Annotated in this window: 15 protein-coding genes; 11 read left to right on the top strand and 4 right to left on the bottom strand. The window is 65.7% G+C overall.

All coding sequences use genetic code 11. From position 1 onward, the window contains the following. Positions 1-33: 33 nt before the first annotated feature. The 6 genes from ACLQ3I_RS18020 to ACLQ3I_RS17995 all read left to right on the top strand — a co-directional run bounded on the left by ACLQ3I_RS18020 (position 34) and on the right by ACLQ3I_RS17995 (position 7,186). Positions 34-1,023, top strand: a complete 990-nt coding sequence (locus tag ACLQ3I_RS18020; RefSeq protein WP_425794122.1) for a sugar-binding transcriptional regulator — start codon at positions 34-36, stop codon at positions 1,021-1,023. 89 nt (positions 1,024-1,112) lie between these two features. Then, on the top strand, positions 1,113-2,411 hold the full coding sequence (locus ACLQ3I_RS18015; RefSeq protein ID WP_425804041.1) for an ABC transporter substrate-binding protein: 1,299 nt from the start codon (positions 1,113-1,115) through the stop codon (positions 2,409-2,411). 54 nt (positions 2,412-2,465) lie between these two features. Then, positions 2,466-3,374, top strand: coding sequence for a carbohydrate ABC transporter permease (locus tag ACLQ3I_RS18010; RefSeq protein ID WP_425794275.1), 909 nt, complete (start codon positions 2,466-2,468; stop codon positions 3,372-3,374). Further along, positions 3,374-4,249 (top strand): carbohydrate ABC transporter permease, encoded by an 876-nt coding sequence (locus tag ACLQ3I_RS18005; protein WP_425794121.1) that lies wholly within the window; start codon positions 3,374-3,376, stop codon positions 4,247-4,249. The genes ACLQ3I_RS18010 and ACLQ3I_RS18005 overlap by 1 nt, the downstream gene beginning before the upstream one ends. Before the next feature lie 36 nt (positions 4,250-4,285). Then, a complete protein-coding gene (locus ACLQ3I_RS18000) occupies positions 4,286-5,389 on the top strand; it encodes an ABC transporter ATP-binding protein (protein ID WP_425794120.1) in 1,104 nt (367 codons plus the stop codon). 66 nt (positions 5,390-5,455) lie between these two features. Further along, a complete protein-coding gene (locus ACLQ3I_RS17995; RefSeq protein WP_425803688.1) occupies positions 5,456-7,186 on the top strand; it encodes an alpha/beta hydrolase in 1,731 nt (576 codons plus the stop codon). A gap of 31 nt (positions 7,187-7,217) precedes the next feature. Here the strand turns inward: ACLQ3I_RS17995 and ACLQ3I_RS17990 are convergent, their stop codons facing one another. Together ACLQ3I_RS17990 and ACLQ3I_RS17985 are read right to left on the bottom strand one after the other, a co-directional pair. Beyond that, positions 7,218-7,685: a nuclear transport factor 2 family protein gene (locus ACLQ3I_RS17990; protein ID WP_425794118.1), complete on the bottom strand. Its 468-nt coding sequence runs from the start codon at positions 7,683-7,685 to the stop codon at positions 7,218-7,220. Beyond that, positions 7,675-9,489: an N-acyl-D-amino-acid deacylase family protein gene (locus tag ACLQ3I_RS17985; RefSeq protein ID WP_425803685.1), complete on the bottom strand. Its 1,815-nt coding sequence runs from the start codon at positions 9,487-9,489 to the stop codon at positions 7,675-7,677. Before ACLQ3I_RS17985 ends, ACLQ3I_RS17990 begins: the two co-directional genes overlap by 11 nt. 160 nt (positions 9,490-9,649) lie before the next feature. On the opposite strand from ACLQ3I_RS17985, the gene ACLQ3I_RS17980 reads away from it, so the two are divergent. Beyond that, positions 9,650-10,588, top strand: coding sequence for a helix-turn-helix domain-containing protein (locus tag ACLQ3I_RS17980; protein WP_425803683.1), 939 nt, complete (start codon positions 9,650-9,652; stop codon positions 10,586-10,588). After that, positions 10,585-11,148 carry a dihydrofolate reductase family protein gene (locus ACLQ3I_RS17975; protein ID WP_425794114.1) on the top strand — a complete coding sequence of 188 codons (564 nt, stop codon included), beginning with the start codon at positions 10,585-10,587 and terminating at the stop codon, positions 11,146-11,148. The genes ACLQ3I_RS17980 and ACLQ3I_RS17975 overlap by 4 nt, the downstream gene beginning before the upstream one ends. Before the next feature lie 188 nt (positions 11,149-11,336). Here the strand turns inward: ACLQ3I_RS17975 and ACLQ3I_RS17970 are convergent, their stop codons facing one another. Beyond that, positions 11,337-11,993 carry a PaaI family thioesterase gene (locus tag ACLQ3I_RS17970; protein WP_425794113.1) on the bottom strand — a complete coding sequence of 219 codons (657 nt, stop codon included), beginning with the start codon at positions 11,991-11,993 and terminating at the stop codon, positions 11,337-11,339. Positions 11,994-12,120: 127 nt separating this feature from the next. Here ACLQ3I_RS17970 and ACLQ3I_RS17965 point away from each other — a divergent pair, with 127 nt between their 5' ends. Further along, on the top strand, positions 12,121-12,594 hold the full coding sequence (locus ACLQ3I_RS17965) for a carboxymuconolactone decarboxylase family protein (RefSeq protein ID WP_425803681.1): 474 nt from the start codon (positions 12,121-12,123) through the stop codon (positions 12,592-12,594). A 43-nt stretch (positions 12,595-12,637) separates the two neighbouring features. Beyond that, the gene (locus tag ACLQ3I_RS17960) at positions 12,638-13,465 is read left to right on the top strand and encodes a crotonase/enoyl-CoA hydratase family protein (RefSeq protein WP_425803678.1); all 828 of its coding nucleotides are present in this window, start codon (positions 12,638-12,640) and stop codon (positions 13,463-13,465) included. Between the two features lie 56 nt (positions 13,466-13,521). Here ACLQ3I_RS17960 and ACLQ3I_RS17955 read toward each other — a convergent pair whose 3' ends face one another. Continuing rightward, positions 13,522-13,998, bottom strand: a complete 477-nt coding sequence (locus ACLQ3I_RS17955) for a nitroreductase family deazaflavin-dependent oxidoreductase (RefSeq protein WP_425794109.1) — start codon at positions 13,996-13,998, stop codon at positions 13,522-13,524. Between the two features lie 127 nt (positions 13,999-14,125). Between ACLQ3I_RS17955 and ACLQ3I_RS17950 the strand changes: the two genes are divergently transcribed. Further along, complete coding sequence (locus ACLQ3I_RS17950; RefSeq protein ID WP_425803675.1) at positions 14,126-14,566, top strand: hypothetical protein; 441 nt, start codon at positions 14,126-14,128, stop codon at positions 14,564-14,566. Positions 14,567-14,586 lie beyond the last annotated feature (20 nt).

Here is a 14,586-nt window from a genome sequence, read left to right as displayed (position 1 = left end):
GCAGATGCTCACACGCGACCGTGAGGCATCTTGATGGCGACTCCCGCGAAGACCACCCCCGATGCAGGGCACGACCTGCGTCTTCTGGTGCGTGCGGCCACCATGTATCACCTCGAGGGCCTCACTCAGGCCGAGATCGCCACCCGGCTGGGCGTCTCTCGCCCGACCGCCGGTCGCCTCGTCGCCCGAGCGCGGGCGCAGGGTCTGGTCCAGGTCACGGTGACCGCTCCCGCACATCTCAGTGCATCGATCCACACCGATGTGGAACGCACTGTCGAGGAGGCGTTCGGACTCGACGAGGTCCTCGTCATCGATGAACGTGCCGACGGGACGACGTCGGGCAACGCGGCACTCGGTCGAGCCGGTGCCTCGGTGCTCGGCAGGCGCGTCCAGGCGACCGATGTCCTCGGCTTCACCTGGGGTCCCGAGCAGGTTGCGGTCGCCGACGCGATGCAAGCCAACTCGTCGTGCCGCCAGGTGGTTCAGATGGACGGATCGATGACCTCCGTCGAATACCACACCGGTGTGGACCATGCCCTGGCGCGCCTCTCCGATCGCCTGCACGCGCAGCCGATGCGACTCGTCGCACCGCTCTACGCCGACCCCGACACGGTCTCTGCACTGCAGCGGGATTCGATCCTCTCGCAGTCGTTGTCGGCGGCACGATCGGCGAATGTGATGCTCTTCGGGGTGGGTTCGGTCTCCACCTCCACGACCCTGTTCGAGGGCGCGTTCATCGACGCGATCGTGCTCGACGAACTCGAGGAACTCGGCGCGGTCGGCGAGATCGGTGGTCGGTTCTACGACGCGTACGGGGTGGCGGTGGCCTCGACACTCGTCGACCGGACTGTCTCGGTCCCCCTCGACTCCGTGCGCGCCTGCCCCACATCCATCCTCGTCTCCGGTGGCGAGCACCGACGCGACTCCATCCTCGGTGCACTCCGCGGTGGCTACGCGACGATTCTCGTCACCGACCTCTCGACCGCCGAATGGCTTGTCGCCCAGAAGAAAGGTGATCTCTGATGGCCGAAGATCCGATGCCTCCCCGGCGCATCGGCCGCGTCACGCGCCGTGCCCTGACATACGCGGTGTGTATCGCCGCAGCCCTCGCCATGGTGACGACGGCGTGCTCCGGGGCCGGCTCGCTGACCGACGGCGGCAGCGACGCGCTCACCATCGCCATGGTCTCGAATTCGCAGATGCAGGACGCCGTCAAGCTGTCCAGTCAGTTCGAGCAGCAGAATCCGGGCATCAAGCTCAAGTTCGTCACGCTGTCGGAGAACGAGGCACGCGCCAAGATCACGGCATCGGTGTCCACCGGGGGCGGCGAGTTCGACGTGGTGATGATCAGCAACTACGAGACACCGATGTGGGCGGAGAACGGGTGGCTGGTCAACCTCACCCCGTACATGGACGCCGATCCGTCGTACGCCGCGGACGACTTCGTCCCGACGCTCAAGACCGCACTCTCATACCAGGGTTCGATGTATTCCGCCCCGTTCTACGGGGAGTCCTCGTTCCTCATGTACAACAAGAAGATGTTCGCCGACGCGGGGGTGTCCCTGCCGGCGAAGCCCACCTGGCCACAGGTCGCCGACGCCGCGGCCAAGCTCACCAAGGGTGATGTCTCGGGGATCTGCCTGCGCGGCAAGCCCGGCTGGGGCGAGCTGCTGGCTCCGTTGAACACGGTCATCAACGCGTTCGGCGGCCGCTGGTACGACGAGAACTGGAACGCTCAGCTGACAAGCCCGGAAGTCGAAGCGGCAGTGAAGTTCTACGTCGACACCGTCCGGAAGTCGGGCGAGCCCGGCGCTGCGTCGTCGGGCTTCCAGGAGTGCGGCAATCTGCTGTCCCAGGGCCAGACGGCGATGTGGTACGACGCCACCTCGGCGGTCTCGGTGCTCGAGAGCCCGGACACGTCGACGATCGCCGGGAACGTGGGATACCTGCCTGCACCGTCGATGGCCAAGTCTGACAACGGATGGCTCTACACCTGGTCGCTGGGCATCCCGACCAGCAGCAAGAAGCGCGACGACGCATGGAAGTTCATCGACTGGATGACCAACCGCGCCTACATCCAGCACGTAGCCGACACCCTCGGCGCCAGTCACATCCCGCCCGGGAGCCGGATGTCGACCTACCAGCTCCCGGCCTACCAGGCCATCTCCAAGCCGTTCGCGGACGCGACATTGTCGGCGATGACCACGGCCGATCAGCTCAAGCCGACGCTGAAGCCGGTCCCGTACACCGGAATCCAGTTCCTTTCGATCCCGGAGTTCCAGGATCTCGGAACCCGTGTAAGCCAACAGATCTCGGCGGCGATCGCCGGACAGATCAGTGTCGACAAGGCACTCGAACAGAGTCAGAAGTATGCCGAGACGGTCGGCAAGACCTATCAGAAGGAGAGGTGAGACGTGGCCACCGCACTCGCCCAACCCGGGGCTGATCCACAACCACGGTCCGATCTGCCGACGAGATCACGGCGAGACCACATCTCGCGCGCCGAGGGATGGCGTCGACGGGGGCCGTTGCTGCCGGCACTGATCTTCATGCTCGTGGTGACGCAGATCCCCTTCCTCTTCACCCTCTTCTATTCGACGCAGTCCTGGAACCTGGTGCGTCCGGGCTCACGGAGTTTCGTCGGGCTCGACAACTACGTGGAGGTCTTCACCGACGCGCAGTTCTGGCGGGTCACCCTCAACACGATCCTGCTGATCGTGGGCACGGTGATCGCGTCGGTGATCCTGGGTCTGATCTTCGCGCTGCTCCTCGACCGTAAGTTCCTGGGCCGCGGGATCGTTCGGACGCTGCTGATCACCCCGTTCCTGGTCACGCCGGTCGCCGCGGCCTTGCTGTGGAAGACCAGTCTGCTCTCCCCCACCAACGGTCTGGTCAACTGGGCGTTGAGCCCGTTCGGTGTCCACACCGACTGGCTCAGCCAGTACCCGCTGATGAGCGTGATCGCCGAGTTGGTCTGGCAGTGGACACCGTTCATGATGCTGCTGATCCTCGCCGGCCTGCAATCGATGCCGAACGACATCAGCGAGGCGGCCAAGGTCGACGGCGCGACGAGCTTCCGGCTGTTCCGCGAGCTGACGCTCCCCCATCTGCGTCGGTTCATCGAGCTCGGCGCGGTGCTGGGTGCCATCTACCTGGTGAACACGTTCGATGCGGTGTACATGATGACCTCCGGCGGCCCCGGCGTCTCGAGCGCCAACCTGCCGTTCTACATCTATCAACGCGCCTTCCTCGGCTTCGACATCGGGCAGGCGGCCGCGATGGGCGTGGTCACCGTGATCGGCACGATCGTCGTCGCGTCGCTGGCGCTTCGCCTGATCTTCAAGAGCTTCACCGGGAACGAGGAGGCAGCCTGATGAGTACCGCAACCCCGTCTCGCGCGTCGTCGACGACCATCGACGGCGTGGAGATCGCCCGCAGGCGGAATCCACGCGGGCTCCTGCTCACGGTCTTCACCTGGATCCTGGCGCTGGGGTTCTTCTTCCCGGTGCTCTGGATGGTGTTGACGGCGTTCAAGAAAGAGAGCGACGCGGCCACCAACCCGCCGACCTTCATCTTCACCCCGACGCTCGAACAGTTCAGAGAGGTGTTCGACGCCGGCATCGGGACCCCATTGATGAACTCGTTGTTCGCGACCATCGTCTCGACGATCCTCGTTCTGGCGCTGGGTGTTCCGGCCGCCTTCGCGCTGTCACTGCGGCCGGTACGCAAAACCCAGGACGCGCTGTTCTTCTTCATCAGCACCAAGATGCTGCCCATCGTCGCGGCGATCATCCCGCTGTATGTGATCGTCGGACGCATCGGCATGCTCGACAACATCTGGACACTGATCATCCTGTACACCGCGATGAATCTGCCGATCGCCGTCTGGATGATGCGTTCGTTCTTCCTCGAGGTCCCCAGCGAACTGCTCGAAGCGGCCAGCATCGACGGTGCCGGCCTGTGGACATCGGTGCGCGAGGTGATCCTCCCGCTCATCTCACCCGGCATCGCGGCGACCGCATTGATCTGCGTGATCTTCTCGTGGAACGAATTCTTCTTCGCCGTCAACATGACCGCGGTGAACGCCCAGACGATGCCGGTGTTCCTCACCGGGTTCATGTCCGGGCAGGGCCTGTACTGGGCGCAACTGTCGGCCGCATCGGTCCTCGCCGCGCTCCCGGTGGTGATCTGCGGCTGGATCGCCCAGAACAAACTCGTCCGCGGCCTCTCGTTCGGCGCGATCAAGTAACCCCTACCCACTCCCCCCGAAACCAGGAGACCCACCATGGCTTCCATCAGCTACGACGACGCGTGCTGCGTCTACCCCGGCGCCGACAAACTCGCCGTCGACCGCCTCAACCTCGACATCGCCGACGGCGAGTTCGTCGTCCTCGTCGGCCCGTCGGGCTCCGGCAAATCGACCGCGCTTCGGATGCTCGCCGGACTCGAGGAGATCGACTCCGGCGCCATCCGCATCGGCGGACAGAACATGGTCGGCGTCGCACCCAAGGACCGCGACATCGCCATGGTCTTCCAGAACTACGCGCTCTACCCCAACAAAACCGTCGGGGAGAACATGGGATTCGCACTCAAGATGCGCGGCATCCCCACCGACGAACGCAAGAAGAAGGTCGCCGAAGCCGCGAAACTCCTCGACCTCACCGACTACCTGGACCGCAAACCGGCCAAACTGTCGGGCGGGCAACGCCAACGCGTCGCGATGGGCCGCGCCATCGTCCGTGAACCGCAGGTCTTCTGCATGGACGAGCCGCTGTCCAACCTCGACGCCAAACTCCGAGTACAGACCCGCACCCAGATCGCCGCGCTGCAACGACGTCTCGCCACCACCACCGTCTACGTCACCCACGACCAGGTCGAGGCCATGACCATGGGCGATCGGGTCGCCGTCCTGCGCGATGGTGCGCTACAGCAGTTCGCCACCCCGGCCGATCTCTACGACCGTCCGGTCAATGCCTTCGTCGCCGGTTTCATCGGTTCCCCCGCCATGAACCTGTTCACGGCACCGGTCACCGACGGCTCCGTCACGATCGCCGGCGCGACCGTCGACCTCGACAACGAGGCGCAGGGGTTGCTGCGCAAGTCCGGACTGGCGAAAGTCATCGTCGGAATCCGTCCCGAGCATCTGGCGATCGGCGGCGACCGCGGCATCAACGCGGACGTGGCACTCCTGGAGGAACTCGGGAGCGAGAGCTACCTCTATGCCAAGGTCGACGACCCGTCGATCGCCACTCTCGAGGGCGACCCCGTCACCCTCGTCGCGCGATCTCCCCACCGTGCACCGGCGAAGCTCGGCGATGCGGTGCGCCTGTACCAGTCCGATCACGCCGTGCACCTCTTCGACCCGGAAACGGGGAATCGCCTGAGCTGAGGTCGGTCACGCGCGTTGTCTGCGCTGATACTGTTACTGCTCCGACGACCTGCAGGAGCACATCCGGTGACACTCGAGCGCGAGACGACGACGGACGCGGACTCCGGACAGGACCAGCCTGCCGAACCCATCCCCGAACCCGCCCCCGCCCCCGCCCGGGGATGGTGGCACCGGCACCGCGAACGCTATGCGTTCACCGGCATGGTCGTGGCGGTCGTCTTCGTCTGGTTGTCGATGACGCCGTCGCTACTGCCGCGTGGCGCTCTGTTCCAAGGTCTCGTGAGTGGCGCGTCGGCGGCAGTGGGTTACTGCATCGGGGTGTTCTTCGCGTGGCTGGTGCGTTTCATGATCTCGCGCGACGAGCCGTGGCGGAGCGCGAGCCGTCGGTCGTGGCTGGTCCTCGCCGGCGTGGCGATCATCGGGACGGTGTTGATGCTCGTCTGGTTCTCCCAGTGGCAGTCCGACATCCGCGATCTGATGGGAGTCGGCCGGCTGACGTGGACGGCGTTCCCGGCGATCGCCGTGATCGCCGTGATCGTGTTCGTCTTGCTGATGTCACTCGGACAGGCCTTCGCCTTTGCCGTCCGCTGGTCGGTGCACCAGCTCAATCGCGTTGCTCCTCCTCGTATCTCGGCCGTGATCGGGGCAGGCCTGGTGGTCGTCCTGACGGTGTTCGTCCTCAACGGCGTGGTCGCGAAGTATTCGATGCAGTGGCTCAACGCGAGTTTCGCCGCTGCGAACGAAGAGACGAAGGCCGACAACTCCCCGCCGACCTCCGCGCTGCGCTCCGGCGGCCCGGGTTCCCTGGTCACCTGGGATTCATTGGGCCGCGAGGGTCGGGTTTTCATCTCCCGGGGACCGGATGTGGGCGCCCTGACCCAGTTCAACGGCTCCCCCGCAACCGAACCCATCCGGGTGTACGCGGGCCTCGAGTCCGGCGACAGCATCCGGGAGAACGCCGAATTGGCGGCCGACGAGCTGGTGCGCACCGGCGGCCTGCAACGCAAGATCGTCGCAGTCGGCTCGACGACCGGCAGCGGATGGGTGAACAAGGCCACCGTGGACTCGCTCGAGTACATGTACAACGGCGACACCGCGACCGTGAGCATGCAGTACTCGTATCTACCGAGCTGGCTTTCGTTCCTCGTCGACAAGGAACGGGCCCGACAGGCCGGTCGTGCGCTGTTCGAGGCGGTGTCCGAACGAGTCAGTGCCATCCCGGAGGCCGACCGACCCAAGCTGGTGGTGTTCGGTGAGAGTCTCGGCTCGTTTGCCGGTGAAGCCGCGTTCGGCAGCATCCCGGCGCTCGCGGCCCGCACGGACGGTGCGCTGTTCAGCGGTCCGACATTCAACAACACCCTGTGGAAGGACACCACCGCCGATCGCGATGCCGGGTCGCCGCAATGGCAACCGGTCTACGACAACGGTTCCCAGGTACGCTTCATCGCCGACCAGCAGGATCTGAGTCGTCCCGACGCGCCATGGAAACCGTCCCGGATCGTCTACCTGCAGCACGCCAGCGATCCGATCACCTGGTGGAATCCCGACCTGATACTCAACGAGCCGGACTGGCTCGCCGAGCCGCGGGGTCGCGACGTCCTGTCGTCGACGCGATGGGTACCGTTCGTGAGCTTCCTTCAGGTGTCGGCGGACATGGCCGTGGCGGTCAACGTCCCCGACGGGCACGGCCACGACTACATGTCGGCGATCCCCTACGCATGGGCGGCGATGCTGGAACCGCCGGGATGGACTGACGTCAAGACCGAGGCCTTGCTGCCGCGTCTGAACCGCGACTGACCGCAGCGCTTTCGACCGCCGATCCGGAGCGTCAGATCAGACCCGTGGCGTCGAACACCCAGCTCGTGTCCGCCTTCGCCAGATCGTCCATCCACGTCGCCGGGGCCGAATTGATCAAGGTGGCGGCGTCCCAGTAGTCCTTCCACAACGTCACCTTGCCGTCGACCACCCGGTGCACGGTGACGAACGGGAGAACGGCGACCTCACCGCTCGCCCATTCCCAGCGTTCGGAATGCTCGTAAATCACGTCGTCGCCGTCTGCAACCAGCACTCCGTCATGATTGGTGTACGCCGCCAGCGGCCCGAAACCGACCTTGATCCGCTTGACGATGTCGTCGGGTCCACGGGCCGCCAATGTCGGACCGTACGGCATGTCGACGTAGATGCACTCGTCGGCGAGGAAGGGCATGACCGCATCCCAATCCCGTTGCGCGAGAGCAGACCAGAGGCCGCGGACGATGGCTGCCGAGTCGCGCTCGGTGACGGCCTCAGCGGACATCGGCGAGCCCCGAACCGGTTGCGGGCACGGTCGGCATCGGCTGATCGGGCACCGCGGGCGCGCGCAGCCCGTGTCGGAGGAACTGTCCGGTCCTCGAAGCGCCGACGATGTCGGTCGGGACGCCGTGGTCGACGACCTTGCGACCGCTGACGAAAACGGCGACGACGGTGTCGTCGTTGCGGTTCACCATGCGCGAGAGCCCTCCGTAGGCCTCCACCGGCGCCTCTGCGTACTCGTCGAGTGACTCGTCGAGACGCTCTGGATCCACGATCATCAGATCCGCACGGTCGCCCGGACGCAGATGACCCGCGTCGATCCCATACCAATCGGCGAGTTCGCCGGTCATCCGGTGCACCGCGGCGGCGGTGTCGAGGAAGGATTCACCGGCCAGCTCCGCAGAGCGGACGTGCCTCAGCAGCCGCAGGCCGAAGTTGTAGAACGCCATGTTCCGTAGGTGGGCACCGGCATCGGAGAATCCGAGCTGAATGCCCGGTTCACGTGCCATCTGCTTCAGCACCTCGGGACGGTGATTGGAGATCGTCGTCCGCCACCGCAGGTCTGTGCCGTGTTCGAGAACGAGGTCCAAGAACGCGTCCACCGGGTGCAGACCGCCCCGGTCGAGTCCGACCTGCCCGAACGACTTCCCGATCACCGAATCGTCCGGACAGTCGACGATCTGGGCGTCGAAGAAGTCCCGATGCCATACGCGCACACCGTATTTGGATTCGTAGTCTTTTCGGAACCGCCGCCGGTACTCCTCGTCGCGCAGCAGTTCGTCGCGGGCCATCTCCTCCTTGAGGTGCAGCGCGGCCGCGCCCGAACCGAACTCCTCGAAGATCACCAGATCGATCCCGTCGGCGTAGACCTCGAACGGGACCGGCAGATGCTGCCAGCGGAAGTCACCGCCGAGCCGGTTGACCAGTGCGGCCAGCGGACCCATGATCTTGATCGCATACGGATTGGCCTTGATGTCGGCGGCCGACAGCAGGCTGGTCTTGAGATGCGGACGACCGATGCCGAGTGAGGTGAACGCCTGTGACCCGACATTCATCGGATTCGCTATGTCGGGTCCGGCCTGCAGGATGCGGCCGGACCTCCGCAACAGCGCCTTCAGCCTGCGGAGTTCGCGTGGCTTGGCATAGGTCGACGGCAACGTACGCGAACGGCAGGTCTCGCCATCGAGCTTGTCGAAAAGGAGCTGTTGTGAGGACATCCCGACGAACCCGACCTCGAGTGCGTCGGCGAGCCATCGTTCCATCTGCGCCTGCTCGGAGCCGGTCGGCCGCGTCGATTTCTGGGTTGCCCGGTCGAGTCCCATGACCGCCGAGCGCATATCCGAGTGGCCGATGAATGCCGCGACGTTCGGGCCGAGCGCCCGGGATTCGAGGGCGTCGATGTATTCCTTGGGGCCTGACCACGTCTTGTGCCGATCGACTGTGCCGATCACGTGCTCCCGGGGGATCGCCTCCACCCGACCGAACAGGTCGCCGGCATCCGTCCCGTCGACATGGATCGTCGACAACGAGCAAGATCCGAGCAACACCGTCGTGACCCCGTGCCGCAGCGATTCCGAGAGTGACGGTTCGGCAAGGACCTCCACGTCGTAGTGGGTGTGGATGTCCACCATGCCCGGCATCACCCACATCCCGTCGGCATCGATCACCTCGGGGCACCCGGCGGCTTCGATCGGATCCACGGAGACGACGGCCACGTGACCGTCCCGGATTCCGAGTGTGCGGATCGCCGCGGGCGCGCCGGTGCCGTCGAACCAGAGGCCATTGCGAATGATTGTGTCGTAGGTCACTCGACCATTAGAGACAGGGTCCGGAATCGATGTCAACGACCGAGTAGACAAATTCTCATTTCTGTACACACGACCAACTCCCTTCCTCGCACGATCGCCGGTGGCAGGCTGAGCAAGAACGGTCGGGCGCGACGACCGGCAGGCGACGGATACTGATCACATGACCGACACGGGCCGCGACCGGATCCGCGAGCTGCTCGATGCCGTACTCGCCGACGATCACCACACCCTCGACGACATGGCGACGGGCGCACACGCGTCTCCGTTCCACTTCAGTCGCCAGCTCGCGCGCCACACCGGTGAATCGCCCGTGGCCCTCCGCCGTCGCGTGATGCTCGAGCGTGCGGCATGGCATCTCCAGCGCGGCGAATCCGTCACCGACACCGCGTTCGCGTCGGGGTACGAGTCGGTCGAGGGCTTCGCACGTGCCTTCACCCGTGCCTTCGGCCACCCGCCGAGCCGTTCGGGATCACGTACCGAGCACGGCCATTGGCTGCCGTCGCCCAACGGCATTCATTTCCATTCCCCGACCGTCCTCTATGTCGACAGCGGTGGCGCGTCGGAGGAGTCCGCGGGCGATGTGGTGGCATTGATGGTGCGACACGACCTCGACGACATCGCTGCCTTGCTCGCCGCGGGAAAGGATATCGACGACGAGTCCTATGTGACCGTTCGGCTGCCGGGACACCGTGTGCTGCCGTGGGCCGGTCCCGACGAGACGATCGCCGACGTCCTCACCCACCTCGTCGTCGACAAGGCCCCGTGGATGGCCAGCATCGACGGCACCGACGAGTCCGATCTCGATGGTCCACACGGCGTGCAGGCACTGATCGAGATGCACGAGGAGATCGCACCGCGCTGGCTCGCGTTGACCCGCGACATCGAGAGACGTGGCGCGTGGCCCGACCGGATCGTCGACGCGATCTGCGATCCGCCGGAATCCTTTCTGCTGTCGCAGGTCTGGTCGCATGTGCTGACCTTCTCCGCGCATCGCCGTCAGCTGGTCCGGTGGATGCTCGCCGACGCCGGGATCGACGTGCACCGACTCGACCCCGACCCCATCATGTGGCATCGACATCAATCCGGAGGGTTCACATGAACACCACACCCAGATTCCGCTACTACACCGCGACCACCCTCGACGGCTATCTCGCCGACGAGAACGACTCCCTCGATTGGCTTCTCACACAGCCGATCGACGACGACGGCGCGATGAATTACGGAGCCTTCATCTCAGATGTCGGCTGCTTGGTGATGGGAGCGACCACCTACCGATGGCTACTCGATCACGAGGTGGTCGACGGGAAGCCCTGGCCCTACGACATGCCGTGCTTCGTGTTCACCCATCGCGAGCTCACCCCCGTCGCCGAATCGATCCGGATCGTCTCCGGCACACCGGAAGAACATCGTTCGACGCTCGTCGAGGCGGCGGCCGGAAAGGACATCTGGGTCGTCGGGGGTGGCGATCTGGCCGCACAGTTCGCCGATGCGGGGTTGCTCGACGAGGTCATGCTGTCCATCGCCCCGGTCACCCTCGGCGCCGGGCGCCCCCTGTTCCCGCGCCGGTTCGACCTGGAACTGCTCGAGGTGGAACGGAATCGAGCGTTCGTCTGCGCGCGCTATGGCGTTGTGGGACCGCGTAAGCCGCCGGAACAGTGACAGCGTCGCTGTGCGCGCGCGTGGGTTCAGTGGTCTCGATACGTCCCTCGCCTGGCGGCTCGGGACTACTCGACCAGCAATAGAGGAAAGCCGGGGACTACTCGACCAGCAGCAAGGGAAAGCTCGGGACTACTCGACCAGTAAAGACGCCGCTCGGGACTACTCCGCCAGCGGTAGGACTCGCGCTGTCACGCGTCGCCGACGCCCAACTGCTTGCTCGCGTCGAGACCGCGAGCCCATCGCGGCATGATGAAGATCCCCTCCGCCTCGGCACACAGACCGTCGGCGGTCGAGATCGTCCCGCTGGCAAATGATTTGTGCCCCTCGGTGCGGTCCAGCCGGCCCTCGACGCGGATCGGACCGAGAGCGGTCCCCTGCCGGTATCGGATCGTGAGCGTCCCGGTCATCCCGGGCGACCCGCCGTTCACAGCCGCATTTCCCAGGACCTGATCGAGGATGAGACCGATGACACCACCGTGCACCAGCCCGGGCGGACCCTCGTATTGCGGCCCGAGATCGAACTCGGCCCAGACGTGGTCGGTCTCGGCGTGCAACTCGACCGGAGGAGCAACGGGATTGCGGATGCCCTCGACCGCATTTCCCCAGTTCCGCAGCCGCCCATCGGAGTTGAAGCGCAAACCGAAGGACGAGCCGATCCGGCTGCGCTCCAGGATCTCTGTGGCCGCCTCGATGTGCCGTCGCGCTTCGGCCAGTTCGTTTGTGCCCACGTCGGTCACCACCGTGGCCGTGACGAGGCCACGCACGCTGTCGCCGATCTCCCTCGCCTGCTCGATCTGCCGCGTCAGTTCCTCGGCCGGGATCTCCTCGGTGATGTACCCGCTCATCGCTCACCTCACACTGTCGAAACGGCCCGAACGCCCACGCTATCCCACCGAAGAATCATGTGGCCGTTCCGGCGACGAACATCGCGAACAAACGAGAACACGTTCTCGTTCTTGTTAGGCTTGCGCAATGGCACGAATCGGCGGCTTCGCGGACGACGACATCGTCGGGTGGCTCGGGCTGTCACCGACGCTCGGGGGCGCCCTCGGCAACTACGCCGACGCCGTCTACACCAAGAGCCGCCTCGACCCCCGCACGCGCGAACTGGCCCGGATGGTGATCGCAGGTCACAACGAGTGTGCCGTCTGCCGCAACACGCGGGCGCAGGCCAGCGGCCTCGACGAGGAGTTCTACCTCCACGTCGACGACTGGGCCACCTGGCCCGGCTACGCCGACGGTGAACGCGTCGCCGCGGAGTTCGCCCATCGATTCGCCACCGATCACATCGGTTTGCGTGAGGACGACGAGTTCTGGGAGAGATGTCGAGCCGTCCTGTCCGACGAACTCGTCGTCGACCTGGCCCTGTCGTGCGCGTTGTGGCTGGGGCAGGGCCGCGCCCTTCGCGTCCTCGACGTGGGCCAGGCCTGCCGCTTGTCGATCTGAACCGCCCCGCCCACCGGGCGGTCCGCCCGGTAGCCTCACCACCATGAGCGATCAACAGTGGAATGCGTTCGAGGTCTCGATTTCCGACTTCGTCGCCGAGGTGACCCTCACCGGCCCGGGCAAGGGCAACGCGATGGGACCCGACTTCTGGCGCGAACTCCCCGAGATCTGTGCACAGCTCGACCGTGACGACGATGTGCGCGCGATCGTGTTGACCGGTTCCGGATCTCACTTCTCCTACGGGCTCGACCTGCCGGCGATGGCAGGCGACCTCGGGACCGTCCTGGCCGAAGGCGCGAAGGCGCGGCCACGTACCGAATTCCACGACATGGTGCGCCGCATGCAGGGCGCCGTCTCGGCGGTGGCCGACTGCCGCAAACCCGTCGTCGCGGCCGTATCCGGTTGGTGCATCGGTGGCGGCGTCGACCTGATCAGCGCCGCCGACATCCGTTTTGCCGCCGCCGACGCCAAGTTCAGCGTGCGCGAGGTCAAGGTGGCGATGGTCGCGGACGTCGGCAGCTTTGCCCGCCTGCCCCAGATCATCGGCGACGGCCACCTGCGTGAACTCGCGCTGACCGGCAAGGACATCGACGCCGATCGCGCTCTGCGGATCGGGCTGGTCAACGATATCCTGCCGGATCGTGACGGCATGCTGGCCGCGGCTCGGGCCACCGCCGTCGAGATCGCCGCGAACCCGCCGTTGGTGGTGCAGGGCGTGAAGTCGGTGCTCGATCACAGTCGGCGGGCGGCCGTCGACGACAGTCTGCGCTACGTCGCGGCGTGGAACTCCGCGTTCCTACCCAGCGATGACCTCACCGAAGCCATCAGTGCCGTGTTCGAGAAGCGTGCGCCGGAGTTCCGCGGGGCCTGATCGGAACCGTCGTCCGCTCGGGCCTCGACTCGCGCGGACCGTTCCCTGGTCCCTACTCAGACCAGGGCGATCGGCTCGAGCAGGAAGACCGGGATCTGACGTTCGGTCCGCGAGACATAGAGGTCGAAGTTCGGCCACACCTCGACCATCCTCGCCCACGCCTCACCGCGTTCGTCACCGTCGAGTTCCCGGAACGTGACGGTCTCGTACTCCCCGTGGTGGCCGACCTCGGCCGTGTCGGCGGCACGGAGATTGAAGACCCACTGCGGCATGCGCGGACCGCCGAAGTACGACCCGGCGATCAGCCAGCCCTTCTCCGTCGGTACCGCGAGAAGGCGGGTAGATCGCACGACACCACTGCGTCGTCCGGCAACCCGCAGCGTGATGTTGGGCAACCCACCGATGTCCAGCAGCCCGTACTTCTGGCCCGTGATCCGCTGTACCGCACTGTCGACGACGACGATCTGTGGCAGCAGTCGTGGCATCCAGCTGATCGAACCGATCTTGATCGCCAGTGGCGTGAGGGCGCCCATTCCCCAAGTGTGACATCCCATGGCCTCGCGTTCACCTCGGCGTGCGGGCCGGCCGTCGTATCCACAGGCCGAGAACCCCTGTGGATGGCCGAACTCACATCCGAGCCATCGGGGGAATGATCGCGACATGACACACGACAAGTCTCCGAGACCCGACGCCGGTACCGCCCACGACCCCATCCACTCGGCCGTGGATCTCCACCGACGATGGCGCCTGCTGATGGAGCCCCTCGGGTTCTCCGAGATCCTGCTCTGGTTCACCTTCGTCGACGCCGACCACCTACAGACCCCCGCGCTCAATCAACTACCGATTCCCGCGCGCCCCGATCCGTCCATCTCGGACCTCCTGATGTGCCGCCTCGGCGAGGCCGTCGCACAGCTCCCCGATCTGTCGGTCGCGCTGCTTCTGACGCGCCCCGGCAACGACGGTGTGACCGACGACGACATGGGCTGGGCCCGGATCCTGACCGCGGATGCCGCCCGTCACGGCCTGATCCTGCATCCGATCCACCGTGCGAACGATGTGGAGCTGATCGCGCTAACAGTTCCCACCGACGCGGCTGCCTGACGCCGGCCCACACCGTTGGA

This window comes from Gordonia sp. DT101 (assembly GCF_049844895.1).
Lineage (GTDB): Bacteria > Actinomycetota > Actinomycetes > Mycobacteriales > Mycobacteriaceae > Gordonia.
Note: the sequence above shows the minus strand (reverse complement) of the source record. Positions and strands in the feature narration are given on the sequence as shown.

Excerpts from the sequence above, each read along its gene's own strand:
- ACLQ3I_RS18020 (WP_425794122.1), top strand. The coding sequence starts at position 34 with ATGGCGACTCCCGCGAAGACCACCCCCGATGCAGGGCACGACCTGCGT.
- ACLQ3I_RS17955 (WP_425794109.1), bottom strand. The coding sequence starts at position 13,998 with ATGGGCGCCCTCACGCCACTGGCGATCAAGATCGGTTCGATCAGCTGG.
- ACLQ3I_RS17960 (WP_425803678.1), top strand. The coding sequence starts at position 12,638 with ATGAGCGATCAACAGTGGAATGCGTTCGAGGTCTCGATTTCCGACTTC.
- ACLQ3I_RS18005 (WP_425794121.1), top strand. The coding sequence starts at position 3,374 with ATGAGTACCGCAACCCCGTCTCGCGCGTCGTCGACGACCATCGACGGC.
- ACLQ3I_RS17970 (WP_425794113.1), bottom strand. The coding sequence starts at position 11,993 with ATGAGCGGGTACATCACCGAGGAGATCCCGGCCGAGGAACTGACGCGG.
- ACLQ3I_RS17950 (WP_425803675.1), top strand. The coding sequence starts at position 14,126 with ATGACACACGACAAGTCTCCGAGACCCGACGCCGGTACCGCCCACGAC.
- ACLQ3I_RS17965 (WP_425803681.1), top strand. The coding sequence starts at position 12,121 with ATGGCACGAATCGGCGGCTTCGCGGACGACGACATCGTCGGGTGGCTC.
- ACLQ3I_RS17990 (WP_425794118.1), bottom strand. The coding sequence starts at position 7,685 with ATGTCCGCTGAGGCCGTCACCGAGCGCGACTCGGCAGCCATCGTCCGC.
- ACLQ3I_RS18000 (WP_425794120.1), top strand. The coding sequence starts at position 4,286 with ATGGCTTCCATCAGCTACGACGACGCGTGCTGCGTCTACCCCGGCGCC.
- ACLQ3I_RS17980 (WP_425803683.1), top strand. The coding sequence starts at position 9,650 with ATGACCGACACGGGCCGCGACCGGATCCGCGAGCTGCTCGATGCCGTA.
- ACLQ3I_RS17975 (WP_425794114.1), top strand. The coding sequence starts at position 10,585 with ATGAACACCACACCCAGATTCCGCTACTACACCGCGACCACCCTCGAC.
- ACLQ3I_RS18015 (WP_425804041.1), top strand. The coding sequence starts at position 1,113 with ATGGTGACGACGGCGTGCTCCGGGGCCGGCTCGCTGACCGACGGCGGC.